The following is a 26,268-nucleotide window of genomic DNA, read 5'->3' on the forward strand; positions in this document are numbered from 1 at the left end:
CCTACTTGGTGAAACCGGCGAAGGCCGCGCGGATCACGCCGTCCGGGAAGACCTGCAGGCCCTGGATCTGCTTGCTGACCGCGGTGAGGTTGCGCTGCCGGTAGAGGTAGATCAGCGCGTCGTCCTGCTGGAGCAGCGTGACCGCCTGCCCGTACAGCTTCTTACGCTCCTCGATGTCGCCGGACTGGCGGGCCTGGGTCAGCAGGGTGTCGAGCTGCGGGTTGCTGTAGCCGGCGACGTTCTGGCTCGCGCCGGTGCCGACGAAGTTCGTGATGTTGGCGTCCGGGTCGATCCGCCCGCTCCAGCCGAGCTGCAGCAGTTCGAAGTTGCCGCGGTCCTGCTCGTCGAGGAGGGAGGAGTACTCCACCGGGTTGATCTTCAGATCGAATCCGCCGTCCTTGAGCATGGACTGGAGCGCCTGCGCGAGGCGCAGCGTGTCGGGCGTGTTCGACGCGAGCATCGTGACCGTGTACGGCGTCTGCACGCCCGCTTCGCCGAGGAGCTGCTTGGCCTTGGCGGGATCGTGCGCCGGGCAGGTCTGCGCCTCGGGTGACGAGAACGGGCTGGCGGGAGAGATGGGTGAGCAGGCGGCGGTGTGGATGCCGTTGAAGACGGCGTCGACCAGCGCCTTTCGGTCGATCGCGTGCTCGAAGGCCTGTCGCACCTTGGCGTTCTGGGCGAGGGGGCGGTTGATCGGCTTGGGTGCCTTGCCGAGCCCGTCGACGTTGCCGATGTTGATCGTCAGGCCCTGGTAGCCGAGGGACTGCGACTGCAGGACCGAGACCGAGGCGTCCTGCCGCAGGGAGGCGACATCCTGGGTGGAGATGCTGTCGGCGACCTGGGCGTCGCCGGAGCGCAGGTTGGCCGCGCGGATGCTGGCGTCGCTGAGGATGCGCCACGAGATGGCGTCGAGGTGGACCTTGTCGGCCTCGTAGTAGTTCGGGTCCCTCACGACGTCGATGGAGTTCTGCGGCACCCGCTTGGCGAACTTGAAGGGTCCGACGCAGACCGGCGCCGTGGCGAAGTCGTCGCCGAGGCTCTGCAACGCCTTGGCGCTCATGATCATGCCGGCGCGGTCGGCGAGCGCGCCGAGCAGCGGCGCGAACGGCTGCTTGAGCCGGAGGACGACGGTCTGCGCGTCGGGGGTGTCCACGCCGTCGATGGGACCGAGTTCGCTCTTGCGCGCCGACCGGGCGTTGGTCAGGTGTCGCTGGAGTGTGGCCTTCACCGCGGCGGAGTCGAACGGCGTCCCGTCCGCGAAGCGGGCGCCCTGGCGCAGCGGGATGGTCACCGTCCGGCCGTCGCTGCTCGTGGTGGGCAGGGCGGTCGCCAGCTGCGGTACGACCTGCGCCTGCTCGTTCACGTCGTAGAGCTTCTGGCACATCGCCTGGAAGACGTAGCGGGAGTAGAGGCTGCGCGACAGTGTCGGGTCCAGCGCGTCGGGTTCTGCCGAGAGGGCGATGAGCAGCTTGCCGCCCTGCTTCACGGCAGCGGGGTCTGCCGGCGTACCGAAGGAATCCTGGCCTGCCGACTGGTTGTCGTCGGACTGGTTGCCGCCGCCCCCGTCGTTCGACACCGGTGAGCAGGCAACGACCGCGCAGGCAACAGCGACCGCCGCCACCGCGGCCCGGAGTGAACGGCGCCGGGGCAGGCTCGTTTCGCTGAGGGAGAGGTTCGTCATGGGGAGCTCCTCGAGTGGGCGATTCGGGGAGCGTATGTTGTATACGATGACCCACGCAAGACCTCCATGGATGCCTCTCGGCCACCCGGCCGCCGGGCATCGTGGACAGATCGCGGGCGGCGCCTGCGAGCCCGGGTCAGCCGGCGGTTCGCGGTTCGGGGTGGGCCCGCCCATTCCGCACCAGGCTGAGCAGCACGACCACCGCGAGCACCGCCACCACCGCACTGAAGACCTCGCCGGCGGGGCGCAGGCCGACGACCTGGATCAGCAGGCCGACCCCGATCGCCGGCAGGCCGAGCATGGTGAACAGGATGGCGAAGTAGGTCGACACCGCCTCGGCCTGGCGCTGCGGAGCGGTCTTCATCGTGATCGTCGCGATGCCGTCTCCGACCGCCACCCCGGACGCGACCCCGTTGATCAACGCGCCGATGATCAAGGTCGCCAGGACCGCCATCCACATGCTGTAGGCGAGCAGGCCGGCCGCCACGATGAGGCCCCAGCAGGCGCTGGCCAGCGCGGCGCGTGAGGACAGGACGCGGGTCAGCAGCTGACCGAACGCCGCACCGGCGAAGGCCAGGAAGACCACCAGCGCGGCAAGGGTGTGCGAGGTCTCGTGCAGGACCATGCCGAGGAACAACCCACTCACCGCTGTGAGCACTCCGAGTGCGGCGAAGCCTGTGCCTGCGGTGATCGCGGAGCGGACGAAGTCGCCCCGGATCTCCTGCGGTATGCGCAGCCGCTGAAGTCGCAGGGTCATCGGGGAACGCTGGGCCACCGTCTCCGGCACTCCGACCATCGCGATGATCGCGATCACCGCCAGGGCCAGCACGATGGCCCAGGGCAGCCGGAGAGGATCGGGCGCCACGTCCGACACGATCCCGGACAGCATGGTGCCGGTGGCGAGACCACCCAGGTTGGCGAAGATGGCCACGGTGGCGGCTCGCCTCGGATGCCGCGGGCTGATCAGCTCGGCCAGCGCCGCGGTCGCCGCACCGATGACCAGTGCCGCGGAGAGACCCGCGAGCAGTCGGCCCACGACGATCATCGCCAGGTCCACGGCGGCCAGGAACACCGCGTCGGCGGCGACGGAGAGGACCAGTGCGGTGAGAATGACCGGCCGGCGGCCGATCTGGTCCGCGAGCCGGCCGAAGACCAGCAGACCGACGACCACGCCGAGCGCGTACACCGCGTAGACCACGGTCACGGTCAACGACGAGAAGCCGAACTCCATCTCGTAGAGCGGGTAGAGCGGAGTCGGCACGGTGGTGCCCACGAGCGTGATCCAGAACGCGAACGCGACCCGCACCGCGCCCGAGGTGGAACTGGACCGTGCCATTGCGCCATCGGCGTTGGACATGATCAGTCCCTCCGGGCTCGGACCCTGCTGCGACCGGCGCCGCCCGCACCCTCCCGTCGCGGCTCCCGTCCCCCGGTGCAGCATGAGTCGTGGCCCTCGACCCAGGTGCGGCAACACCCCTAAACGCCCTCATCAGGTGGCGCCGGGGCTCACGGCTGGCGGGGTCGGCCGTACAGGGCGGCCCGCAGCGCCGGCCCGAAGACGCGCCGGACGTCGGCCGGGGAGAGCCCACCGATCGAACGGATCGGGTTCAGGTACCGCGTGAAGATCAGCCCACCCAGCACGCCGACCGCGGCGGTGGCGCGTTGCGTCGCATCGGGCCCGCCGAGAAATTCAGCGATGCGGAGGCGCAGCTCACCGTCCAGGTAGTCACGCAGGGCGCGCATCGTGTCGTCGTCCTGCACCGCCATCCGGTTCTCGGCGGGCGCGGTGGCGTCCCACAGGCCGGTGACCGAGTCGAGCAGGCGCTCGGCCAGGCCGGCCTGATCACCCCGCAGAGCCTGGTCGAGAGCGGTGGGATCGACGCACAGCAGGGTCAACGACTGGCTGAAGAGGCCCTGCTTGGAGCCGAAGTGGTAGCTGATCAGCGCCGAGTCGACGCCCGCCGCGACGGCGATCGCCCGGACCGTCGTGCCCGGATAACCGTGCTTCAGGAACAGCTCGCGGGCGACCTCGGCGATGCGGGCCTTGGTATCGGGATTGCCTCGCGGCCGACCCCGGGTTTTATTCAACACGATTGAATAATGCTCTCCCCCGGTGGCACGGTCAACGCCGTCAACCCCGCAACGAGGAGCGAAAACATGCGCACTGTCGTCTTCGGCGCCACCGGCCCCACCGGCCGCCAGATCACCGAGCAGTCCCTGGCCGCGGGCCACGAGGTCGTCGCGGTCACCCGCCGCCCGCACAACGTCCAGCCCCGCACCGGCCTCACCGTGGTCGGCGCCGACGTCGCGGACCCGGACGCCGTCCACCGGGCCGTCGCCGGCAGCGATGCCGTCTTGTCCAGCCTGGGTGTCCCGCTCACCCCGAAGCCGATCACCGTGTACTCAGAGGGCAACGCGAACATCGTGGCCGCCATGCACCGTCACGGGGTGAAGCGCCTGGTCACGGTCAGCTCCAGCGTCATGGATCCCACCTGGCGACCGACCGGCGAATTCTTCTTCAACAACGTGCTGGATCCACTGTTCAACCGCAGGGTGGGCCGCACCGCGCACGAGGACATGCGTCGGATGGAGTCCCTCGTTCGCGACAGCGACCTGGACTGGACCATCGTGCGGCCGTCCGGGCTGTTCGACCACCCGGCGGCCACGCGCTACCAGGTGACGGAGAACGTCGCGGACGGCCTGTTCACGGCCCGCGCGGATCTGGCGGCGAGCATGGTGGCACAGTTGACCGACGACCGGTTCGTCCGGCGGGCGATGGCGGTGATCACCACCGAGGTCCGGCCGAGTATCGCGGGTCTGATCTGGCGCGAGGCCGTCATGAGGAAGAAGTGACGCGCCAGCAGGCGGTTACCGGGGCGCGGCTCGGTGCGCGGCATCCGCTGGTGGTCGCCGGTCCGTCTGCTCCCTGCCGTGGAAGCGTTGACGAGCTCGGCGAGTTCGTCAACGAGCGGTATACCTCAGAGGTATCGCGCCCACAACACCCACCGGGCTGTCCGCGGTTGCGGTGGGAAGCGGCCCCGGGCGCCGCCTCCCACCGCGGACTCCTAACTGCCGGCCGAGTTGTACGCCTGAGCCGTCACCTTCACCTTGCGGCCCAGACCCGGCCGCGCGGGCCAGGAGATCTGCACCTGACGGGTCTCTCCCGGCAGGAGCCAGAAGTAGTTGTCGTCGTACCGGGCCGGCAGGACCCGCTCCCCGCGCTCGTCGCGCACGGCGAGCCGGACCAGGGCGGCGACCGTGCGGCCCTGGTTGCGGACCGTCGTGGTGACGGTGGACCGGCGATCGATGACGCGTACGACGCCGGTCGACGTCGACAGTCGGGCCGCTGGCAGGTCGTTGAGCGCCCGCTAGCCGAAGCGCGACGCTGTGTACGGGCGGTGGGTCACCGCCCGTGCACAGCAGTCGTCAGCGCGCATTCACTCCGGGTACGAGGGCCCCGGCTCGGTTGTCGGTTCTCACCGGAGGCTTCAGTGCGTCAAGATTCTTTTCGGTGCAAATTTCAGCGGTGCCTTCGAGATTTCAGCGATCCTCCTCCTGCCCTTCCTCGTCTTCACCGGCAGCGGCTCAGGCGGGAACGGGCAGACTCTTCCCGGTTCCCGGCCGTACGCGTACAGCGTCGCCGCCAGGTCGGGATGCCTCTGCGCTTCGAGAAGGGCGAGGTAGGCCTCCGCGGCGCCGGGATGCCCGCCTCAACCTCGATGCTGAGCAGATCGCCGGCGTCCGCGTTGCAAGGACGCTCACCAGGCGCTGGGCGGCCAGCGCATTCCCTTGATCCCTGAGGGTCTCCCCATCGTGCTCGGTGACGGTTCCGACCGGCGTCAGGGCGGTCGTGTGCGGCCTGGGCATGGTCACACCACCCCGTCACGTTCGAGGACCCGCGGCGTGACCGCACGGCAGGACGTCCGACGCTTCAACCGCCGGCGAGCCGACCAGCGGACTCAGCGAGACCCACAGGAACGGGGCGGCCGTCGTGACGTTCCGTTACCAACGACCCGGCACCGATCGTGTGGCGCATCCGCATCTGCCGATGAGAGTGCGTGCATATTGACCATCTGCGACGGATCATGGTGGCGCGTAGGAACCCGGTCGCCATCCCGAAACGTACGAGAAGTCCAGACCGCTATCCGCCCAAGAAGAGCGGATATTCCATTCGGGCTGGGCGAATCCCGGCCGAGGCGACGATTCGGCGAAGGTTCATGGCAGTGTCCTCTCCTGCGGGTTGCCCCCTGCGCGAACTCACTGCCACCACGACCCCGACCGCGACCGGGTTCACGGATCCACCGACGTCACCCGATCATGTCAGGGGATCCAGCGGTGCGGGCGACCGGCGGGAGGCGGGATGCCCGCACCGCTGGGGACGAGGCTAGCTGCGGTAGCGGAAGAGGATTCGGCCTCGGGTCAGGTCGTAGGGGCTCAGCTCTACGAGCACCCGGTCGTACGGGAGGATCTTGATGTAATTCTTACGGATCTTTCCACTGATGTGGGCCAGCACCTTGTGGCCGTTCTGCAGCTCCACCGTGAAAGTGGCGTTGCGCAGGCATTCGAGGACGGTGCCCTCGAGTTCGATGCCGTTTGATGTTCTCGCCATGGTCAGCGACTCCTCTCGTTCGCGGTCAGCGGAGGACCAGTTCGAGGTTGCTGCCGGTGCGCCGGGCGCCGATGCCCTCGAACAGCGCCGTGGCGGCCACGTTAGATTCGGTCACCTCGGCCGAGGCCGTTTCCTTGCCGATGCGGTGCAGCCCGCCCAGTGCGTGGGCCAGCAGCGCCCGGGCGATGCCGCGGCGTTGGCGGTCGGCCCGGACGGCGATCAGCCCTATCCGTGGCAGCCGGGTCACCATCGCTACCCGCAGTAGACCCACGTATTGGCCGGACTGCGCCGCCACGGCGTATTTCGACGGGTCGAGCACGGGAAGGGCCAGAACTTCGGCCGGCATGTCCTGCCATCCAGGGCCGGCATCCACCTGGTCGCGGATCGTGCGGTCCAGGGCGCGTAGCGGGGCCTCCTCCGCACGGCCGAAGGCCTTTATCGTCACGTCCGGCGGTGGCAGAGCCGAGTCGAGGCCCGTGGCGCGGGGGTCGGTGGGTACGGCATACTCCCACTCCCGACGCCGTGTCGTGAAGCCGGCTCGCTGCCACCGGGCGGTCAGGTCGAGGTCGGCCTCGTCGACTACCGTGTGCAGCTGCCTCGGCAGAGCCGCCAGCATGGCCTCGGCCAGCCGGTCGAAGGCCACGCCGTGCCAGGCGTCGATACTGACGAACATCCGCCCGTCGGGCCGGCGCGACGCCTCGCCGCGGCCGACTACGAGGTCGTCCTCCAGCGCATGCCATTGCCCGGACGCGACGCGCGAAATCAGCACGGCGTGGCTGAATTCCACAGGATTCATAGGTTGGTGCCTTTCGGAATCGCCTTGTTAGGGCGCTCCCGGCGACACCTACGTCAGTGGCCGGCCCGTGACGGCGAGGGGAGCACCCACATCGATACAACGTTCACGGGTCTCACCTCCTCGGTCAGTGTCACGGCTCAAGGGAAGCTACCAGCCGGCGCGTCGCACCGTCCAACCATTTCCAGCGAGTGTGCGATGCTGCACCTCTTCATGATCAAAGGGCGAACGGCCGTGTCCCACGGCCATCGCGCGGCAGATCGCGGTCGGCCTGCCGTCGCCACAGTCTGGTGAGCCAGTCTGCCGTCCGTACACCACACGGCGCCACGGCGCGGGCCCGCAGACGCGGATATGCCGATGAGCGGAAACTCGATCATGTCAGCAGCTAAGCGCTTGCTCCTCACGCGGCGTCATGCCACATAGTCGGTGACGTGGAGGAGCACCTGACCGTGGGGCGTGTGGCGGAGTTGGCCGGCGTCAGCGTCCGCACACTGCATCACTATGACGAGATCGGCCTCCTGGAGCCGTCCACGCGAACCGCGGCTGGGCACCGGGCCTACTCCCCGGGCGATGTGGAGCGACTCCGGGAGGTGCTCGCCTACCGCCGGCTCGGCTTCGGATTGCGGGAGATCGCGGATCTGGTTGACGATCCGACCACCGACGCAGTCGCGCACCTGTGCCGGCTGCGCGGCCTGCTGATGGACCAGCGCGACCGCGCTGCTGCCATGGTGACGGCAATAGACAGGGAACTGGAGGCACGAGCAATGGGAATCAGGACGACGCCAGAGGAGCAACTGAAAGTGTTCGGCGCGCAGTTGTACGACGCCATCGGATCCGCTTACCCAGCGACGCGGCGCACCGAGCCACGGATCGCCGCGCGCATCTGGGATGCGCTGGGGGACGCACGAACGGTGCTGAACGTCGGGGCTGGCACCGGCTCCTACGAACCACCCGACCGCGACGTCACGGCGGTGGAACCGTCGGCGGTCATGCGGGCGCAGCGTCCCGTGGGCGCGGCGCCGTGCGTGGCCGCCGCTGCGGAGAGTCTGCCGTTCGAGGACCAGTCCTTCGACGCCGCGATGGCAGTCAGCACCGTCCATCACTGGCCGGACCCGGTCGCCGGGCTGCGGGAGATGCAGCGTGTGTCCCGCCGCGTGGTGGTGTTCACGTACGACGCCGATGACACCGGCTGGCGTCAGCGGTTCTGGCTCACCCGCGACTACCTGCCTGAATTCGCAGACCTTCTCATCGGCTGGCCGTCCCTTGCCGACCTAACCCGCGCGATCGGAGGACGCGCGGAACCGGTGCTCGTCCCATGGGACTGCGCTGACGGCTTCTTCGAGGCACACTGGCGCCGGCCTGAGGCATACCTGGACGAACATGTACGCCGCGCGGTTTCGGTATGGACCAGAGTCGGACCGCAGGCCGAGCAACGGGCAGTCAGCACACTCCGCGAAGACCTTTCCTCAGGCCGGTGGGCCGAGCGCAACCGCGACCTTATCGCCCTCGACACGGCAGAGCTCGGCCTCCGCCTGCTCGTAGCCTGAACCACCGTGCGCGAGAACGCCGCCAGAGAGCGGACCACCGGGATTAGCAAATACTGCCGCGGGGACGCTTGGCCTCCATTGCGTGCTCAACCTGGACGTCCTTGCCGTACAGGTCGAGCTTGGACCTGTCGGCCCAGCTCATGAGCTGCATGAGAGAGCGACGCGCGGATTCGGGGCACGCTCATGCCGCGATCCGCGCGCATGTCGCAGATCAGTTGGCTGACGTGTGTCGCGTATCAGTCGACGGAGGACACGGCCGCCTGCCGGCATGTCGGGCTCCAGTTGATCCGTTACGGATCAGCGCCGGGTGATCCGTGACATGTTCGGCTAGATGGTCTTCGTTCGTCTTTACCAGTCTGGCTCGTGGATGTCCTCTTCGAGGGCCTTGATGGTGCTGTAGAAGGTGGTGGTGGGCCAGGATGGTCTATCGGCCGCCCGTTTCCAGGTGAGGTGGACGAGGGCCCAGCCCCCAGAGGTCAGTTCCACAACGATGTCGTCTGAAGCCTCGGACCTACCGATGACTTCGACGGGTTGGTTGTGTAGGGGGTGGCCGGCGGCCACCTCGGTCAGAAGTTCGGCGTGCAGTGCTTCACGCTGTCGTTGTTCGGCGGGGCCACCCCGGCGCAGGTCCCACCACGGGTCAGTAAAGACGGGCTGTTCGTCCACCGGGTCATCGTTGCGTAGCTCGCGGAAGTTCGGGCTCGCGGGCCTCGGCCCAGCGCTGGCGAAGCGTCACGTATCAGTTGAAGCCACCGTGTAACGGATCAAGCGGAGTACGACACGGCCGCCTGCCGGCTGTCTAATCCGAAAATGACCTTGCGTGGATGTGCGGTAGCGCCTGGCGGCGCGTAGCGCCGTCGTGCCCGGGCAGCACATCTTCAGGTGGCGCTGACGACGGGCTGGTCGTTTCACGTGCACGTGGTGGCGCCGACGCCGCCGGTCTAGTTGTTGCTGGCCCATGACGGTGTTGGCGGCGGCAGATTGAGTCAGCTCGGTGGCGAGCGGGTTAGCAGGTCATGTTGGTAATGCACCTGCGCAAACGACTGTCAGTGGCGGGTGTGCGTGATGTCGCCGGCGCTGCGATCGGCCTGCCGGACGGCGGAGCGCGACGAGAACACCGCAAAGACCCAGGTGCCGAAGCACGCGGGCCGTGCTCCGGCGGCGGTCGGGAGCCTGCTGGCACCGGCTCGCCGTCAGCTCCTCACAGGTGGGCTCTCAGGTAGGCGAGGTGGCAAGACTAGACCTGGTGTCCCTCCCTGGTTTGCCAGCATTCGCATGAACGGTGAAGGCGAGGTGGCCTGCAGACCTTGACGCACACGCGTCCAGTGCGGGTGGATAGGGCGTACACATCTGGTGGCCAGCACGGCCGTGGCAGTCCAATGGAGAGGATTCACATGACAGTCCCACACCTGCGCGGTGCCACGCTGGCCACGGTCGTCCTGGTGGCTGTCGGGTCGGTGGTGGCACCGGCCGCGGCCGGCGCAGCACCTGGCACCCCTGGAGCCCCCCGGTACTCGGCCGGTGCGGCGAGCGTCGGCGACCCGTACTTCCCCGAACAGGGCAACGGCGGATACGACGTCCAGCACTACGACCTCAACTTCTCCTACGACCCGGCGACCCGATTCATGGATGCCACCGCCACCATCACCGCGATCGCCACTCGGGACCTCAACCGGTTCAACCTGGACTTCCGCGGTCCGGAAATCTCCGCCGTGACGGTCAACGGGCATGCGCACGACTTCAACCGAGGCGGTCAGGAATTGATCGTCACCCCGCGTCCGAAGCTCAAGACCGGGCACACGTTCACCGTGGTGGTGAGGTACGCCGGCGTACCGGGCCCGATCACCGACCCCGACGGGTCGATCGAAGGCTGGGTGCCCACCGACGACGGCGCCTTCGTCGTCGGGGAGCCCCAGGGCACGCCCACCTGGCTACCTACCAACGACCACCCGACCGACAAGGCCACCTTCCGGTTCACCGCGAGGGTGCCGGCGGGGCTCACCGCCGTCGGCAACGGCCAGCTCCTGTCCCGGGAGACCCGGGACGGCTGGACCACCTTCACTTGGGACTCGACCGAGCCGATGGCCACCTACCTGGCGACGATCACCATCGGCAACTTCTTGGTCACCGAGTCGACCACGCCCAACGGGATCCCGGTCTACGTCGCGGTCGACCCACGGCAGGTCTCCGGGTCCGCCGCCGCGGTGGCACAGATCCCGAGGATGATCGACTTCTTCTCCACGAGGTTCGGTCCGTACCCCTTCGCCTCGACCGGGGCGATCATCGACCGGGCCCCCGACGTGGGCTACGCCCTGGAGACCCAGACCAAGCCGATCTTCTCCAGCCCGGCGAGCGTCGGCACCATGGCCCACGAGCTGGCCCACCAGTGGTACGGCGACAGCGTCTCCCCGAAACGTTGGTCGGACATATGGCTCAACGAGGGCTTCGCCACCTACGCCCAGTGGATGTACACCGAGTACAACGGCGGCGCGTCGGTCAGCCAGACCTTCAACAGCAGCAGCAACTACGGTCGGGCCCCGTCGTCGCCGTTCTGGCAGATTGTCCTAGCCGACCCGGGTCCCGAGGACATGTTCAGCAACATCCCGTACAACCGGGGCGCGATGACCCTGCACGCGCTGCGCGGCAAGGTCGGCGACGACACCTTCTTCCGCATCCTGCGCGAGTGGGCGGCGAGCCACCGGTACAGCCACGCCGCAACGGCCGACTTCATCGCCCTCTCCGAGCGGGAGTCCGGGCAGAACCTCACCGCCTTCTTCGATGTGTGGCTATTCCAGAAGGGCAAGCCCACGACCTGGTGACGGAGGGTGTGGGGCTCGCGACCGTCTCGGTCGCGGGGCCCTACCCAGGCCTTGAAGTGCGGACTGCCGCTCTGCTTGAACCGTGCGAACGGTGATCGGCGCCGGCCCGGCGTTGACCAACATCAACAGCCCGGACAGTTGGACCGATCCCTGACCGCCGCGGCCGTCTGCCTGTACGCCTCGGCCACCACCCAGGGCCGCTGACTGGCGTACCGTGGGCGGCTCAGCGTCCCGGTGCCATGGCCGATCGAGGTCGGTCTGACGACGCTCTAGCCGTGGCGCGCCACCAGCGGCGCGACGCCAGCGCGGCCAGCCCGGCGCCGGCGGCGGTGAGCAGTATGTCGTCCACAGAGGACAGTCGGTCCAGCCGCAGGACGTACTGCGCGGCCTCGACCAGGACCGAGCAGCCCGCCGCGAGCGCAAGGAGGTGCCGTTGCGTTGTGGGATCGGAAGACGCGTTAAGCCCGTGCCGGGTGGGCGGTCAGATCGCTTGGGCGAGTTCGGCATACGCCGCTGCGACCCGCAGAGCGGGCGGGGTGTCGATGGCGAGTTCGTAGTGTCCGCGGCGCAGGTTCTGCATGAAGGCGTGTCCGGCGATGATCACTTGTGCGGTCTTGCCTGTTCGTAGCCCGCGCATCGGTCTCAACCGGTGTTTGAGCTGGCTGTGATCGGCTTCGATCGGATTATTGGCGTACTGCTCGACGTGGTGCCACGCGGACGGGATCAGCTCGTCGAGCACGGCACGGTAGACTGCGGCGGCGTCGGTGACGATCTCGCTGGGTGTCACTTTCAACGTCGACAGCGCGCGTCGGAAGAACCGCCGGGCGGCGCCGGCGTCCCGGCGGGCCGAGACGAGCACGGCGATGACCTGCCCATACTGGTCGACCGCCCGGTACACGTACCGCCACACGCCGTTGACCTTGACGTAGGTTTCGTCGACATGCCACCTGTCGCCTGGTGAGTGGCGGGAGAATCGGGCGGCGTCGGCCAGCAGCGGGGTGAACCGCTGCACCCACCGGTAGGCGGTGACGTGATCGACCTCGACCCCACGTTCGACCAGCAGCTCCTCCACGTCGCGATACGAGAGGTTGAAGCGCAAATACCAGCGGACCGCGACCACGATCACCTCGGTCGGGAACCGGAACCCGGCGAACGCCGACGTCGGAGGCAACCACGGGCGAGAGCGGGTCGATGACTTCACTGCTCAATCCTGCCTCGATCATGCCAACGCTCAATGCAACGGTGCCCTTTGAACCAACTTGCCGGCAGCCGGCGGCGACAACCTGCGGGCGAGCCGGCGAAGTCCCCTGCGCGACCTGGCCTGACCGGCTTCGCGGCCTGGCACAACCCCTGCCTGACGCATCTCAGGCCTGTCAACGAGGGCTGCGTAGGACCGGGGCGGTGGTCATGCCGGGACGACGGTCGGCTGCGGCGGCGCGCAGGCCTTGACGGCGACAGCTAAGCGCCTTAGCTTTATGGCTATCTCGGTTAGCATCATCGCCTCGCCCCAGGAGACCGCCATGCCCCTCTCCCGCAACCGCCTCGCCGCCGCGTCGTTGATCGCGGCCGGAGTTTTGTTCTTCCTTTACCCGGCGCTGCGGCCATGGGCCGACGAGTCCACAGCGGCCGGTGCGCTGCATGCCATGTCCTCGCCATGGTGGGCTGCGACCCATCTCTTCGCGATGATCGGGTTCATCCTCGTCCCGCTGGCGCTGCTCCACGTCGACCGCACCGCCGCGGTCATCATGTGGATCGGCGCCGGGCTGACTCTGCCGTACTACGGCGCGGAGGACTTCGCGCTGAACACGATCGCCACCAAGGTGGCGGACGGACAGCAGCTGGACCTGCTTGATCTCGCCCAGAGCATCCGCTACCACCCGACCGCCATCACCACCTTCAGCGTCGGACTCGTCCTGCTGGCCGTCGGCGCGGTGTGGGCCGCCGTGGCGGTCTGGCGGGCCGGCGTCCCGCGTCGTTTCAGCGGGGTGCTCTTCGGTGCCGGATTCGCCTTGTTCCTCCCGCAGTTCTTCGTCGGCGAGGCCGGGCGCATCGGGCACGGCGTCCTGATGGCCGCCGGGTGCGGATGGCTCGCCGTGGCACTCTGGCGAGCCCCGTCCGCGCCGGTTCGCCCCTCGCGTGACACCCGCCCCGGCCGGTCCGTTCCAGAGCCGGCGGTCTGACGGCAGGATCGCCAGACCCCACAGCCAGCAACGTCGCGGCCGGCAAGCCCCGGTTCTCGGCGGCTGCGTGGCCGCGTCGGTCGCCCTCGGTCGGGACACCAGCATGCCTGCGGCTCTTCACTTGTGATCGACTTGGCTAGACAACAAGATGATCACTGAGAGCCGCAGGCCACCTCACATCAGGGGTCCACTCTGGATTGCCGGTTACGTCAGCCGAGGAGCCGACGATGGATGACGAGATTGAGCTGATCAGTGACGGCGATGGCCTGGCGGTCATCGGGAACCCGACGGCTGTCGAGCGCTTCCTCGACTCGGTCGGACTGCTGTCATTGTCGAAGGATCTCGGATTGGACAGGCTCGGATCTGTCCTCGGCGCCGGGGCTGGAGTCGCACAGGCAGCCTCCAAGATTGCCGCCAACTCAGGTCGGTACGTGAAGCTGACCAAGGAATCCGCGCAGCTTGTCAATGAGTTCGGGCTGATGAAGACCAAGACGCGAGGCGTCAGCCATGCGATGTTGGGGAAACCGGGCTCGATCAGTAGGTGGCTCCAGATCGAGAACGGGCCGGGATCGTTTGTGACCAACCCGGCGCTTCTTTCTGGTGCCGCGGGGATCATGGCGCAGTTCGCGAGGCAGCATGAGATGAACGAGATCACCCAGCTTCTCACCACGATCGACGAGAAGCTCGACGACGTGCGCCGCGCGCAGAGGGACGCCGTGCTGGCGAAGATGGACGGGGCCGCCTCCGCCATCAAGGAGGCCATGACCATCCGGGAGCATGTGGGCCGGGTCTCCGAGGTCGCGTGGTCGAAGGTGCAGGCCACGTCCGTGACGATCGCAGACACCCAGGCGTACGCGTTGCGTCAACTCGACGCACTCGCGGAGAAAATGGAGAGCAAGACCAAGGTCGGTGATCTCGCTAAGACGGCCAAGGAAACAGAGCGCGAGGTTGGGGTGTGGCTCGCTGTTCTGGCTCGTTGATTCCAACTGCAGGATGAGATTGCAGTCCTGGAACTCGACCGGGTGCTGGACGCAGCTTCGGCTGATCTGGACGGGCATCGCCTCGCACTGAGCGTTGCCCGGCAGGACCGGCGGAAACTCATCTTACTGAAGACCAAGTATCTGATGGACCGCATGGATGCGGCTGCTGGCACCGCCACCTCGAATGTGCTGCTGCACGCCACCACGTCCCGGGCTGTAGTGGACTCTATCAACCATGTCGGAATCGCCGTCGATGACTTCCACGGCCCACTCGGAATCGAGTCCGGTCGAGATTCATTGGAGGCGACCCGATGGTGGGACGCCGCTCGCGATCCGAGGCAGTTGAAGAACGCGGGCGCGGAGGCGGGGCGCATAGCGCTCGTAGGAGCCGTCGGGGTGGGCCTGACGGCCGCGTCGGTCGTGGTGGCGAAGATCGCGGCGAAGAAGCGGTGAGCGAGCATGGGTCATCAGTAGGTCGCGATACGGATCGGTTCTTGGTTCAACAAATGTGGCCCTCAGGTGAATGGGCAAGATGTCCGATTGTTGCGGTATGTGTCCGAGGGCAAGGTTGTCAAGAACCGGGTGCACGTGTGCCTGCAGCCCGCGGACCGGGACCGAGACAGGGAGGTCGAGCGCGTCCTCGCGCTGGGCGCGACCATGCTGGCCGATCACCGCACGCCCGACGGCGACGGCTGGGCCGTGCTGTGCGACCCGGCTGGAAACGAATTCTGCATGACCCGCTCATCTTCAGAGCGGCATTCCTGACGAGGCATCCGCCGCCATCCCCGTACGGCCCTCATCTCGGCAAAGTCGCGCGGTCAGCGGCAGATGAGTGATCCGGTCAAGCCGGCGACCTAACCCATGGGGCGGCAGCGTTGATGCCTACGCGGATCCGTGATGGTGAAGCGATGTCACAACGGCGGATATGGTCATGTCATGACGTCTCCACCTGGCCGCAACATCGATGATCTGCTGGCAGCCTTGACCGAGGCAATCGATCTCCTGCGGGTGCGTGGTGACGATCATTGGGCCGACTGGCTTGAGCGCGATCGCGCGCGAGTGGCTAACGGCGATGCATATGGGCTTATCCATATCAAGCAGGCGTTTGGCGGGATGGGGAGCATAAACGACAGCTACCCAGCAGACGACCCAGAGATCGGGCGGCTTCTCGCAGCCATCTACCGGATCGCGAGCCGGTTGCTTGCAGAGGTGGAGCGGTAGCAGGGACCGCACGGCTGACACAACGGCGGGCTGAATTGAGAGCGTGTCGCGGGCACCCCCACTTCGCGGTGTGACATCAGGTGCGAGGCTACAACGGCGCGAACCGCCGCAAATCGGCACCTATTACAGTCGTGGCAAGCTTCGAGCCCGCCCGCAGGGCGTACGAGCGTTATCCGCGGCATGAGAGTGAATCCTTGCTAGTCGCACGCAACCTCGTGGCGAGGGTCATGATCCGAGTAGATCGAGGTCACGAACGCAGAAACCGTGGTGCGCCCACTCCTCGTCCAGTACCACCTGAACGCACTCCAGCACCGACTTTCCCCTGGCATACGGCGGCCAACCCGGGCCCGCCGGCACTGGCGCGGGCGCCGAGAGCTGATCGGCCGTCACCGTCGACAGCCAACGCTCTAGCTCAGCGCCTTGCACGTCTCGCGCGGCCAGCACCTCGTCGAGACTGGGGGCCGCCGCTCGGTCCAGGCCCTGCTCCTCCTGGTCAGGGACGAACTCGGACGCCAGCCCGATCGCGGTGAACGGCTCGGTCGATCCCAGACAGCAGCGGCGGAACCACGAGTCGTGCACGAACACCAGATGGCGCTGGGTCTCTACCGCCGACCATTCGCCGCCGACGCGCTGCTGCTCCGAACCCCTGGGCATCGCTCGCAGCCGCTCGATCGTCTCCGCCCAGCCGGCCCGCAGCTGCCGGACAGCCTGCAGCAGGTCCGCCGGATCGGCTGAGCGGAGCAGCAGCCGCACCGGATACCGGCGGTCAAGCTCGGCTTCGACGTACGACGTCACCTCGACTCCGTTGACCACCAGATTGGTGACCAGCCCGTCGATCACAGCGTCCTGCATTACCACCCCGATCAGACGAGCGCGGGTCAAGTCACACTCGCGGAACTCGGCATCAGTCAGGTCCTGGTCCTTGAAGCTCGCCATGCCGGGCAGTATCCACCGGCGTACCGACAACCGCGCAGTTACCGCGGGTAGAGGGTGCTGTAGCCGGGCCTGGAGGCTGCCAGCGGAAACACGCCGAGCCGGCGACCTCGCACCATACGAGACGAGGTCAACGTTCGGCTAGGTACACGCGAGCGATCGTCGATGTCCGGATGCGCACGCGGGCGTGCCATAAGCAGGCACTCGCTGAACGTCCTCAATTCGGCAGAAGCGGATACGCCATACGGTCGATGCCGGCTCGCTGGTAACGGAACGTCACGATGGCCGCCCGCCCGTTCCTGTGGGTCGGCTGAATCCGCTGGCCGGCTCGTGGGCGATTGAAGGCTCGGACGTGCCTCCGCCATCTGCACGACGCTGTGCACGTTCAGCTGTACCTGGCTGTGCACGTTGACCCGTACGCCGACACCTCATGACCGCCGAGCAGCGCGCCGCCCACTACGAGGCGTTGTGGATGCTTCCGCCAGCCTGACCAGCGCCGCGATCGTCGGGGCGTTCGGGGTGATCCGAGCACCCCGCCGGTAAAGGCGGTGCCGGTGACGACGCACCCGCCCTGGTCTTCGTCGGCCGCCGACTCCGCAACGGCAGGAGGCCCACCAGCTGACCGAACCCAGGAAACACCCGCACCGGCGGTGACAGCACAAGCCTGGCACCACCGGCGCTGCTCATCGGGGACAGCAACGAGCTGGCGGTGTGCGTACTGAATAGTTGAGCGGCGGAACCCCGGCGGAACAGGCTCACCGAGAGATTTCACAGCGCAGGTCAGGAGCCCGGTCGCTGAAAAGCTCAGAGAGAACCGACATCGGTGCGCAGCATCCGCTTGAGCATGCGGTTCGCGTCCCGCATGTCATCGGTGACCAGGTGGGTCCGGACCGTCCCCTTGCCGGTCAACGTGCCACCCACCTCGAAGACCGCCGTGTCGCCCGGAAGCGGCACCGCCTGGCACCCGGTGTACCGCTCGGCGGGCAGTCGACCGTCCAGCAGGTAGGCGTACACCGGGTCGTCGACGCACGAGGTGTAGTACGGGAAGACCCCGTGGCTGCCCTCGTTGTCGACGCTGATCATCGACGCGCCGGGCAGCTTCTTCGACGCCGCCAACGCACCCTCCTACGCCGTGGCGACGTCGAGCTCGTCCTGCAGCATCAGTACCTGGGGGAACGTCCTACGGTCGGGCTCGGGCATCCGGTTGCTCGTGGGCCAGTACGCGCACGCCGGCGGGTTCTGCAGGTACGGGGCGACCAGCGGCGCGTCCCGGGTGAGCCGCCGGCTGAACGCGTTCCAGTGCGCGACGCTGTCGTTCCACTGCCCGTCCTGGCAGCGGATCACCTCGAAGACGTAGTCGATGTCGTACGTGTACTCGTGGGTGCCCTGGGCCAGCTGGGCCCGGTCACTCTTGACCTTGAGCGCAGTCTCGGCGGTGCGCCGGGACTGCTCGATGTGGGCCAGGTCGTCCGCCGTGATCCCCGGAGCGGCGCGCAGCTTCGCGGTGGCCGCGGCGAGGATCTGCTCCGGCGTCCAGCCGTTCCACTCCTCGTAGTACTGGATCACGGTGTTCACCGCCGCCGCCGCGGTCGGGTAGTTCTGGGTGTCGTACAGGGCGCCGAGGATGAACCAGCCGAACATGAACGGCCCCATACCGATCCGGGTGCCGCCGGCCCGCTCGAACATCTCCCGGATCGCCATCGGGTCGGTGCCCCGGCCGTACAGGTCGTCGTGGCGGGCCATGTACGGCAGAAGCTGCTCCTGGAACGCCCGGTCCCGGGTGAACGGTTGCAGGTCCCAGGTCTCCTGCAGGGTGGGCGAGCCGACCGCGGCCACCGAGTCGAGCACCATCCGGTTGGTGCGGCTCGGGAACGTGGCGGCGTACCACGTGCCCAGCCAGGTGCCTTACGAGTAGCCGAGGTAGTTGAGCTTCCGCTCCCCCAGCAGCACCCGGATGAAGTCCATGTCGTAGGTGGTCTGCTCGGTGGTGATGTACTTCGTCAGCTCGGTGCTGCGGCAGCCGGCCACATTGGCCTGGGTGATCAGGTCGTTGGTGACATCGGTGTCGCGGTAGGTGACCGAGCAGAGCAGCGGGGTGCTCTGGCCGACGCCGCGCGGGTCGAAGCCGATCACGTCGTAGTGCTCGGCGAGGGCGGGCGCGGACCGCGCCACGTACGGCGCCAGCGACAGGCCACTGCCACCGGGGCCGCCCGGGTTGACCAGCAGGATGCCCTTGCGGTCGCTGCCGGACGCCACGGTGCGGCTGATGCGGACCTGGATCGTCCTGCCGTCGCCGGGGTTGTGCCAGTCACGCGGCACGATGACCGTCGCGCAGGCCAACTGCAGCTGCGCCTCGTCCTCGGCGCTGACGTCGGCCAACCCGCACGACTCCCAGGACAGCTGCTGGGTGGCGAGCGACGCGGCCAGGGCTGCGGTGTCCGGCTCGGTCGCCTGGGCCGCGACGGCCGGGGTCGTGGCCGTACCGCTGCTCAGGACGGCCGCGACCAGGGTCGCGGCGAGGATGGCGGCCGGTCGGCGCACGCGGTGTTGGCGGCGCGGCCCGGTCGAGGGGTGAGACATCGTCCCGTCCTCTCATGGATCGATGATCGAATGGCCTCCACCCTGGACCAGGAGTGTTTCGCCGCTACGGTCCCGCGTTGACGAAGACCGGCCATGGCAGGATCCGGCCAGTCACAGCCACCCGCGTCGGCTGGCCTGTACGCCGAGCTGGAACCGGCTGCGTGCGCCGAGCAACTCCTGGAGGCGACTGACCCGGCGGTGCACGGTGCGATTGCTGATGCCGAGGTCACGGGCGATGGCCTCGTCGGTGAGGCCCGCGGTGAGCAGCGCGAGCAGCCGCTGCGTGGCCGCCGTCGGTTCGGCGTCCGGTTGGGCGGCGTCGGTGGTGGCGTGGATCGGCGCACCGAGCCGCCAGAACACCTCGAACAACTCGGAGAGTCCGTCCAGCAGCCGGGAACGGTGCACCAGCAGCGCGTCGGCGTCGTCGCCGCTGCCGCGCGGCAGGATGATGAGGCCACGGTCGGCGTCGGTCAGCATCATCTTCAGGGGAAGCTCCGGGAAGACCCGCGCCTGCTCACCGGCGGTGACCGCGGCGCGCACCGCCGCTAGCATCGCCTCGTCGTGCAGGAGTTCGCCCTCGTAGACGCAGCGGTAGCGCAGGCCACGACGCAGCCCGTCGTACTGGACCTCCTCCGGGACCCGGGTGGTGTCGCGCAGGTACGGCCCGCGCTCCAGGCCCCGTACCTGCGTGCGGGCACCGGACTGCAGCTGGCGGAACAGCTCGCGCGCGGCGTGCTTGCCCTCGATGACCTCGACGAACGCGGCACCGTGGCCGTGCACGGCGGTGTAGAGCCCGGACAACGTCTCCGCCGCCGCACGGGCTCGGGCGGCCTCCATCTCCCGTTGCGCGGCCCAGCTCTCCAGGGCGGTTCGTGGTGGCCGGACGTGCAGCACCCCGGCGGCGTCGCGGTGCACCGCCCCGCTGCTCAGCAGACCGGCGAGCGCCCGGGCGGCCTGCGGTGCCGCTATGGACAGGAACTCCCGCTGCGCTACCGGTGCCACCTTCAGCAGGTCGCGGTAGACGTCCGCGGCGTCCGGCGTGAGTGGGAGCGATCCCAACTCGGGGGCAGAGGCCACGCCGGGGGGCTCGGTCCGCATGCCCGAGATCGTAAAGCGCGTGGGGGCGACGGTCGACAGCCCCGTCCCGAGATCCAGTTGTCCGGCCCGGCGCCCGGGCGGTCGGTGTTGTGAGCGATATACCTCGGAGTCATACCTATGACTCTGAGGTATATCGCCTGTTGGCGACCCATGGCCGGCATCGCCTGTCGGCGGGGATCGGCGCCGATGTCGGCATGGCGGCGGCCGGCGGTGCCAGCGGCGGGTGTCCGGCGGCGCTCCGACCCCCGCCGGATCCGGCGTCCGCTGGCGCTCAGACCTTGTGTGACCCGGCCCACAGTCGGACCATCGACGGATGGCAGAAATCGACGCAGATGGACGTGATTCACGAGCGACCGTGCCTGAGCAACGACGCGACGACCGGGCGGACGACCCGGCTCGGGTCGACGTCGACGAGGCGCTGCTCGGTGGCGCCACCTATCGGGGACTCGCCGAATAGCGGCTCTCCGCGGGTGAGGAGCGGTTCGAGAAACGACGGCGCACGATCGGCCTGGTCCTCGCGCCCGTACTGGCGCTGATCTTCCTCGCTCTGCCGCTCGACATGCCGCCCAGCCAGCAGACCCTCGCCGGAATCCTGATCGGCGTGATCGCGCTGTGGATCACCGAGGCGGTGCCGATCCCGGTCGGCGGTCTGATCGGCGTCGGGGTGATCGTGCTGATGGGGGTCGCCCCGACCGCCGACGTCCTGCAGCCGTTCGGCTCGTCGACCGTGTTCACCTTCATCGGCGCCTTCATCCTCGCCCAGGCCATGCTCAAGCACGGCCTGGCGCAGCGGTTCGCGTTCCGCATCCTGTCGCTGCCCGGCGTCGGCAGGACGACCGGTCGGGTGATCATCGCCTTCGGCGTGATCACCTGCCTGCTGTCGGCGTTCGTCTCCAACACCGCGACGGTGGCGATGCTGCTGCCCACCGCGCTGGGCATCCTCGCGGTCATCGCCAAGCTGCTGCAGAACCGCGGCCTGACCAAGCCGGGCTGGGATCCGACCCGGCTGCGGGTCGGCTTCGCGCTGATGCTGATGCTCGCGTACGGGGCCAGCGTCGGCGGCCTGCTCACGCCCGTGGGCACGCCGCCGAACCTGATCGGCCGCGCTCTCATCGAGGAGGCCACCGGAGAGCGCATCTCGTTCGCGGGCTGGATGGCCACGGCGTTCCCCATCTGCCTGATCATGTTCCTGGCCCTGGCGACCATCCTGCTGCTGCTCAACAAGCCGGAGATCCGCCGGATCGAGGGCGTGGAGGAGTACGTGGCCGCCGAGCGGGCCCGGCTGGGCAAGCTGTCCCGGGCCGAGAAGAACACCCTCATCGCCTTCGCGGTGACGGTGACACTGTGGATTTTTCCGGGCATCGTCGCCCTGATCGCGGGCACCGAGTCCAGCGTCTACGAGACGGTCAGCGGCCGGCTCAACGAGGGCATCGTCGCCGTGCTCGGCGCGTCCCTGCTCTTCCTGCTGCCCACCAACTGGCGCAACCGGGAGTACACGCTCAACTGGAGCGACGCCGCCCGCATCGACTGGGGCACCATCCTGCTCTTCGGCACCGGCATCATCTTCGGGGCCCTGCTCGACGACACCGGCCTGGCCAAGACCATCGGCAACGCCAGCTCCGACTGGCTCGGCCTGACCAACGTCTTCGCGATCACCGCCTTCGCCGTGCTGCTCGCGATCATCATCTCCGAGACGACCAGCAACACCGCCTCCGCCGCGGTCGTCGTACCGATCATCATTCCGGTCGCCGTGGCTGCCGGCGTGGATCCGTTCGTGCCCGCGCTCGCGGCCACCTTCGCGGCGTCCTTCGGCTTCATGCTGCCCGTGTCGACGCCGCAGAACGCGGTGGTCTACGGCTCCGGCACCGTACCGATCACCCGGATGATCCGCTCCGGCGCCTCGTTCGACGTCATCGGGGCGATCGTCATCCTGCTCCTTCTGCCGCTGATGCTCGCTGTCACCGGGGTGGGCCGATGAGCCAGCGGATCGCCGTCATCCCCGGCGACGGCATCGGCTGCGAGGTCACCGCGGCCGCGCGCACCGTGCTCGACACCGTCTGCCGGCGGCACGGCATCGAGCTCAGCTACGACGAGTACGACTGGTCGTGCGAGCGCTACCTGCGCGCGGGCGCGATGATGCCGGCCGACGGGCTGGACGTGCTGCGGCCGTACGACGCGATCCTGCTCGGCGCGGTCGGCGCGCCCGGCGTGCCCGACCACGTCTCGCTGTGGGGCCTGCTGATCCCGATCCGGCGTGCGTTCCGGCAGTACGTCAACGTGCGGCCGGTGCGGGTGTTCGAGGGCGTCGACAGCCCGGTGCGGGGCGCCCGGGCCGGCGAGGTCGATTTCGTCGTCGTACGGGAGAACGTCGAGGGCGAGTACAGCGAGATCGGCGGCCGGCTCGGTCGCGGCCACCCCGAGGAGATGGCGGTGCAGGAGTCGGTGTTCACCCGGGCCGGGGTCAGCCGGATCGCCGACTACGCCTTCGAGCTCGCGCGCACCCGCCGCCGCCACGTCACCTCCGCGACCAAGTCGAACGGCATCGTGCACACCATGCCGTTCTGGGACGAGGTGGTGACCGAACGGGCGGCGGCCTTCCCCGACGTGCGGTGGCGCAGCGAGCACATCGACGCCGTGGCCGCGAAATTCGTGCTGCAACCGGGCAGCTTCGACGTGGTGGTGGCGTCCAACCTGTTCGGCGACATCCTCAGCGACCTCGCCGCGGCGGTGGCCGGCTCGATCGGGATCGCCCCCTCCGGCAACCTCGACCCGACCGGCGCCCACCCGTCCATGTTCGAACCGGTACACGGATCGGCGCCGGACATCGCCGGCAAGGGCGTGGCCAACCCGATCGGGGCGGTGTGGTCGGCGGCGATGATGCTCGAGCACCTCGGCCATGCGGCGGCGGCGCGGGGCGTTCTGGCCGCGATGGAGGCGACTCTCCGCGAGCCGGGCACCCGTACCCGCGATCTCGGCGGCACCGCCGACACAGCGGAGGTGACCGCCGCCCTCGTCGACCACGTGGCCGGGTGACGACAACGCGCGCGGTGCGTTCGGCGTTCAGCTCGCTGGTTCGCCCTCGCCGCGGCGCCCGGGGTCGCGGCGGTACTCGGGGCGAAGCTTCGCGCTGGCGAACGCCGCCTTCACCGCCGCCGAGAGCGCGGTGATGTCGTACGCGCCGTGGTGGCGCCGGCCGTTGATGAAGAAGGTCGGGGTGCCGGTGACACCGCTGAGGTCGGCGGAGTCGATGTCCTCGGCGATCCGGTCGACGCCCTTGAGCTTGACCATGTGCTCCCGGAACTGGTCGAGGTCCAGGCCGATCTGTTCGGCATAGCCGAGCACGTCGGTGGGATTGAGGGCGTCCTGGTGCATGAGCAGCAGGTCGTGCATCTCCCAGAACGCGTCCTGCTCGCCCGCCGCCTCGGCCGCCTCGGCGGCGAGTTGGGCATGCGGGTGGACGTCGGTCAGCGGCAGGTGCCGCCAGACGTACCGGACGTTGGCGAAGTCGGCCAGCAGTTCCCGGACCACCGGCTCGGCCTGCCCGCAGTAGGGGCATTCGAAGTCGCCGTACTCCACGACCGTCACCGGTGCCTCGCGCGATCCGCGCACGTGGTCGCGCTCCGGATCGACCGGCGGCATCAGGTCGACGATGCCCTCGGCGACGCCCAGCAGCGCGCGGGCACGCCGCGCCGGTGAGAGCCGGGCAGCAGAGCGGAACACCAGCCAGGTGACGACGGACGCACCGATCGTCGCGACGAGGATGCCGAGCTTCGCCTCTTCCAGGGCCGTGCCGCTCAGCGCATGGGTGGCGATCAGCAGGGCGACGGTGAACCCGATGCCGGAGACCGTGCCGACCCCGGCGACGGCGAGCCAGCCGACCGGTGGCCGGAACCGGTTGTGGCTCAGCCTGGCCACCAGCCACGAGGTGGCCACGATGCCGGCCGGCTTGCCGACAACGTACGCCGCCACGACGCCGAGCGTGACCGGCGAGGTCACGGCCCTGACCAGGAGCTCGCCGTCGATCACGATCCCGACGTTCGCCAGCGCGAAGAGCGGCACGACCACGTAGCTCGCCCACGGATGGTAGAGAGTCTGCAACCGCTCGTTCGGCGATAGCGCCGAGGTGAGCCCGGCCCGGGCCATACGGGCGAGCTGCGGGGTGGGCTGTTCCCGGAAGAGGCGGAACTGGTCACTCGCCCGCTGCAGTTCGCTGCGGCCGGGGGCGTAGGCGTAGGTCAGCAACCCCATGACCAGACCCACCACGACCGGGTCGACACCGGACTCCGAGACCGCGACCCAGGCCGCGACCCCCAGCAGCGCGTAGACCGACCCGAACCGCACGCCGCAGGCCCGGACGAGCAGGACGAGGGCGAAGATCGCCGCCGCGGCGATCAGCGCCCTCACCGAAGGATGTTTCGGATAGGCGATCGCCAGCACCGCGATCGCGACCAGGTCGTCGATGACGGAGACCGTCAGCAGGAAACCTCGCAACCGATCCGAGAAGCGCGGCCCGAAGACGGCCAACGCGCCGAGCGCGAGCGCGGTGTCCGTGGCCATCACCGCACCCCAGCCCGCGGCGGTGGTGCGCCCGGCGTTGAACGCGAGGTAGATCACGATCGGCAGGATCATGCCGCCGAGACCGGCCAGCATCGGCAGGGCCAGCCGACGTCGCTCCCGCAGTTCGCCGATGTCGAACTCGCGGCGCAGCTCCAGCCCGGCGACCAGGAAGAAGAACGTCATGAGGCCGCTGTTGACCCAGGTACGCAGGTCGTGTGACACGCGCCAGTCGCCGAGCTGGACGGAGAAGGATGTGCTCCAGAGCGACTCGTACGACGAGACGTGCAGGTTGGCCCACAGGAGAGCCACTACCGCGGCGACCAGCACCACCCGTGCGCCGCCGGTCTCGGTGCGCAGGAACGAGCGCAGCGGAGCGTTGAGCTGGCCGACCCAGGCGGTCCGGGCGGACCAGCCCCGGTGAGGGTCGTTGCTCGTCACGTCGACAATCCTCCTCGACCTGATCGCCACGTGGTCCGGATTCGGGCACAAGGCGACCGCTGGTCAGGGTGACGTGCGGCCCGCGCCGGAGCACCTTGTCGATCTTGTAGTGCGCCGGCAGCGGCCCCTCGGTGAGGGCTGACACGAGAAAGATTCCGGTCAGCGGCGCAGGCGGCGGGAGCAGTCGCCGTCGTGGCCGTCGCGGAGCAGGCAGCGCCGCCCGCCAGGCAGCCGTAGGTCGCAGAAGACCCGGTGGCGGAGGAACTGCTGATCCTCTTCGGAGACGGTGGTCTCCCCCGGATCGGCCATCGGCAGCACCAGCATCCAGCGGCCGATGACCCGGGCCAGGCGTTGCGCGGCCGACAGGTCGGTGGCGACGACGGGCAGGTGGATGACGTACCGCCGGGTCATCGGACCTGGCCTCGCCCGCGGCCGGTCGGGGGGTGGTCGAACCGGCACCGATGGAGCATGACCTCGATCCGGGCGGCCTCCCTGCGACTTTCCGCGAGGGCCACGTGCAGGGCAGCCATGTCGACCGCGACCCGGTCGAGGAAGGCATACACGCCGTCGGGGTCGAGACCCCGGCGTCCGAACCGGGCGGGCGGGAATCGGCGCTCGGCCACCTGCCAGGGCAGCAGACTCGGGTACGCCCCGGAGCGGCCGCTGTGGTCGCCGTTCGCCGGGGCCGGTCTCTGGCTGCGGACGCTCATGCCTGCCTGCCTTCCTGGGTCGGGGGTGATCCAGCTGTGGTCATCCTGCGACGCTCCGGAGTGGAGACGCAACGTTTCATAGCGCAATTTCGCTGTTATGCATTGACTTTCTTTGCCGGAAC

General features: G+C 68.6%; 24 protein-coding genes and 2 pseudogenes. 10 read left to right on the forward strand and 16 right to left on the reverse strand.

The genetic code is table 11. The features are described from left to right. Nucleotide 1: 1 nt before the first annotated feature. The 3 genes from BUS84_RS10735 to BUS84_RS10745 form a co-directional block, all read right to left on the reverse strand. The gene (locus BUS84_RS10735) at nucleotides 2-1,681 is read right to left on the reverse strand and encodes an ABC transporter substrate-binding protein (protein WP_084757330.1); all 1,680 of its coding nucleotides are present in this window, start codon (nucleotides 1,679-1,681) and stop codon (nucleotides 2-4) included. A 136-nt stretch (nucleotides 1,682-1,817) separates the two neighbouring features. Continuing rightward, nucleotides 1,818-3,038 (reverse strand): MFS transporter, encoded by a 1,221-nt coding sequence (locus BUS84_RS10740; protein WP_208869569.1) that lies wholly within the window; start codon nucleotides 3,036-3,038, stop codon nucleotides 1,818-1,820. Between the two features lie 149 nt (nucleotides 3,039-3,187). Continuing rightward, nucleotides 3,188-3,772 carry a TetR family transcriptional regulator gene (locus BUS84_RS10745; RefSeq protein WP_084757331.1) on the reverse strand — a complete coding sequence of 195 codons (585 nt, stop codon included), beginning with the start codon at nucleotides 3,770-3,772 and terminating at the stop codon, nucleotides 3,188-3,190. A gap of 66 nt (nucleotides 3,773-3,838) precedes the next feature. Here BUS84_RS10745 and BUS84_RS10750 point away from each other — a divergent pair, with 66 nt between their 5' ends. After that, nucleotides 3,839-4,534 (forward strand): NAD(P)-dependent oxidoreductase, encoded by a 696-nt coding sequence (locus BUS84_RS10750; RefSeq protein WP_074311004.1) that lies wholly within the window; start codon nucleotides 3,839-3,841, stop codon nucleotides 4,532-4,534. A 212-nt stretch (nucleotides 4,535-4,746) separates the two neighbouring features. Here the strand turns inward: BUS84_RS10750 and BUS84_RS38195 are convergent. The 3 genes and pseudogenes from BUS84_RS38195 to BUS84_RS10760 all read right to left on the reverse strand — a co-directional run. Next, nucleotides 4,747-5,037: pseudogene (locus tag BUS84_RS38195) on the reverse strand (glycoside hydrolase family 2 protein); the annotation flags it as partial. Between the two features lie 1,028 nt (nucleotides 5,038-6,065). Next, nucleotides 6,066-6,290 (reverse strand): translation initiation factor IF-1, encoded by a 225-nt coding sequence (gene infA / locus BUS84_RS10755; protein WP_074311006.1) that lies wholly within the window; start codon nucleotides 6,288-6,290, stop codon nucleotides 6,066-6,068. Between the two features lie 25 nt (nucleotides 6,291-6,315). Continuing rightward, nucleotides 6,316-7,086 carry a GNAT family N-acetyltransferase gene (locus BUS84_RS10760; protein WP_074311008.1) on the reverse strand — a complete coding sequence of 257 codons (771 nt, stop codon included), beginning with the start codon at nucleotides 7,084-7,086 and terminating at the stop codon, nucleotides 6,316-6,318. Between the two features lie 428 nt (nucleotides 7,087-7,514). On the opposite strand from BUS84_RS10760, the gene BUS84_RS10765 reads away from it, so the two are divergent. Beyond that, entirely contained in the window at nucleotides 7,515-8,630 is a 1,116-nt protein-coding gene (locus BUS84_RS10765; protein ID WP_074311010.1) for a MerR family transcriptional regulator, read from the forward strand. 348 nt (nucleotides 8,631-8,978) lie between these two features. Here BUS84_RS10765 and BUS84_RS10770 read toward each other — a convergent pair whose 3' ends face one another. Next, nucleotides 8,979-9,296: a hypothetical protein gene (locus tag BUS84_RS10770; protein ID WP_084757332.1), complete on the reverse strand. Its 318-nt coding sequence runs from the start codon at nucleotides 9,294-9,296 to the stop codon at nucleotides 8,979-8,981. A gap of 728 nt (nucleotides 9,297-10,024) precedes the next feature. Here BUS84_RS10770 and BUS84_RS10775 point away from each other — a divergent pair. Further along, nucleotides 10,025-11,449 (forward strand): M1 family metallopeptidase, encoded by a 1,425-nt coding sequence (locus BUS84_RS10775; RefSeq protein ID WP_208869570.1) that lies wholly within the window; start codon nucleotides 10,025-10,027, stop codon nucleotides 11,447-11,449. 481 nt (nucleotides 11,450-11,930) lie between these two features. Here the strand turns inward: BUS84_RS10775 and BUS84_RS10785 are convergent, their stop codons facing one another. Continuing rightward, the gene (locus tag BUS84_RS10785; RefSeq protein WP_074311014.1) at nucleotides 11,931-12,620 is read right to left on the reverse strand and encodes an IS6 family transposase; all 690 of its coding nucleotides are present in this window, start codon (nucleotides 12,618-12,620) and stop codon (nucleotides 11,931-11,933) included. 349 nt (nucleotides 12,621-12,969) lie between these two features. Between BUS84_RS10785 and BUS84_RS10790 the strand changes: the two genes are divergently transcribed. From BUS84_RS10790 to BUS84_RS10810, 5 genes and pseudogenes are all read left to right on the forward strand, one after another. Continuing rightward, the gene (locus BUS84_RS10790; RefSeq protein WP_074312476.1) at nucleotides 12,970-13,629 is read left to right on the forward strand and encodes a hypothetical protein; all 660 of its coding nucleotides are present in this window, start codon (nucleotides 12,970-12,972) and stop codon (nucleotides 13,627-13,629) included. 227 nt (nucleotides 13,630-13,856) lie between these two features. Further along, entirely contained in the window at nucleotides 13,857-14,609 is a 753-nt protein-coding gene (locus tag BUS84_RS38990; RefSeq protein WP_074311016.1) for a hypothetical protein, read from the forward strand. Between the two features lie 42 nt (nucleotides 14,610-14,651). Further along, nucleotides 14,652-15,062 carry a hypothetical protein gene (locus BUS84_RS38995; RefSeq protein ID WP_074311018.1) on the forward strand — a complete coding sequence of 137 codons (411 nt, stop codon included), beginning with the start codon at nucleotides 14,652-14,654 and terminating at the stop codon, nucleotides 15,060-15,062. A gap of 99 nt (nucleotides 15,063-15,161) precedes the next feature. Next, nucleotides 15,162-15,374, forward strand: a pseudogene (locus BUS84_RS10805) (VOC family protein); the annotation flags it as partial. A gap of 171 nt (nucleotides 15,375-15,545) precedes the next feature. Next, nucleotides 15,546-15,830, forward strand: coding sequence for a DUF6966 domain-containing protein (locus BUS84_RS10810; protein WP_143728319.1), 285 nt, complete (start codon nucleotides 15,546-15,548; stop codon nucleotides 15,828-15,830). Between the two features lie 225 nt (nucleotides 15,831-16,055). Here the strand turns inward: BUS84_RS10810 and BUS84_RS10815 are convergent, their stop codons facing one another. From BUS84_RS10815 to BUS84_RS10825, 5 genes are all read right to left on the reverse strand, one after another. Next, nucleotides 16,056-16,766 carry a DinB family protein gene (locus tag BUS84_RS10815; protein WP_074311022.1) on the reverse strand — a complete coding sequence of 237 codons (711 nt, stop codon included), beginning with the start codon at nucleotides 16,764-16,766 and terminating at the stop codon, nucleotides 16,056-16,058. Between the two features lie 801 nt (nucleotides 16,767-17,567). Further along, on the reverse strand, nucleotides 17,568-17,879 hold the full coding sequence (locus BUS84_RS39000) for an alpha/beta hydrolase (protein ID WP_208869571.1): 312 nt from the start codon (nucleotides 17,877-17,879) through the stop codon (nucleotides 17,568-17,570). A 9-nt stretch (nucleotides 17,880-17,888) separates the two neighbouring features. Continuing rightward, nucleotides 17,889-18,611, reverse strand: coding sequence for an alpha/beta hydrolase family protein (locus tag BUS84_RS39005; protein ID WP_208869572.1), 723 nt, complete (start codon nucleotides 18,609-18,611; stop codon nucleotides 17,889-17,891). A 57-nt stretch (nucleotides 18,612-18,668) separates the two neighbouring features. Beyond that, entirely contained in the window at nucleotides 18,669-19,343 is a 675-nt protein-coding gene (locus BUS84_RS39010) for an alpha/beta fold hydrolase (protein WP_208869573.1), read from the reverse strand. Nucleotides 19,344-19,454: 111 nt separating this feature from the next. Continuing rightward, nucleotides 19,455-20,441 carry a LuxR C-terminal-related transcriptional regulator gene (locus tag BUS84_RS10825; RefSeq protein ID WP_084757334.1) on the reverse strand — a complete coding sequence of 329 codons (987 nt, stop codon included), beginning with the start codon at nucleotides 20,439-20,441 and terminating at the stop codon, nucleotides 19,455-19,457. 508 nt (nucleotides 20,442-20,949) lie between these two features. Between BUS84_RS10825 and BUS84_RS10830 the strand changes: the two genes are divergently transcribed. Further along, nucleotides 20,950-22,419: an SLC13 family permease gene (locus BUS84_RS10830; protein WP_280175130.1), complete on the forward strand. Its 1,470-nt coding sequence runs from the start codon at nucleotides 20,950-20,952 to the stop codon at nucleotides 22,417-22,419. Beyond that, on the forward strand, nucleotides 22,416-23,474 hold the full coding sequence (locus BUS84_RS10835) for a tartrate dehydrogenase (protein WP_074311024.1): 1,059 nt from the start codon (nucleotides 22,416-22,418) through the stop codon (nucleotides 23,472-23,474). The genes BUS84_RS10830 and BUS84_RS10835 overlap by 4 nt, the downstream gene beginning before the upstream one ends. A 27-nt stretch (nucleotides 23,475-23,501) precedes the next feature. Here the strand turns inward: BUS84_RS10835 and nhaA are convergent, their stop codons facing one another. The 3 genes from nhaA to BUS84_RS10850 all read right to left on the reverse strand — a co-directional run bounded on the left by nhaA (nucleotide 23,502) and on the right by BUS84_RS10850 (nucleotide 26,146). Beyond that, nucleotides 23,502-25,436 (reverse strand): Na+/H+ antiporter NhaA, encoded by a 1,935-nt coding sequence (gene nhaA / locus BUS84_RS10840; RefSeq protein ID WP_074311026.1) that lies wholly within the window; start codon nucleotides 25,434-25,436, stop codon nucleotides 23,502-23,504. 159 nt (nucleotides 25,437-25,595) lie between these two features. Next, nucleotides 25,596-25,847: a hypothetical protein gene (locus BUS84_RS10845; protein WP_074311028.1), complete on the reverse strand. Its 252-nt coding sequence runs from the start codon at nucleotides 25,845-25,847 to the stop codon at nucleotides 25,596-25,598. Then, complete coding sequence (locus BUS84_RS10850; protein WP_074311030.1) at nucleotides 25,844-26,146, reverse strand: DivIVA domain-containing protein; 303 nt, start codon at nucleotides 26,144-26,146, stop codon at nucleotides 25,844-25,846. Before BUS84_RS10850 ends, BUS84_RS10845 begins: the two co-directional genes overlap by 4 nt. Nucleotides 26,147-26,268 lie beyond the last annotated feature (122 nt).

Origin of the sequence: Micromonospora cremea (assembly GCF_900143515.1) — a bacterium.
Taxonomy (GTDB): domain Bacteria; phylum Actinomycetota; class Actinomycetes; order Mycobacteriales; family Micromonosporaceae; genus Micromonospora; species Micromonospora cremea.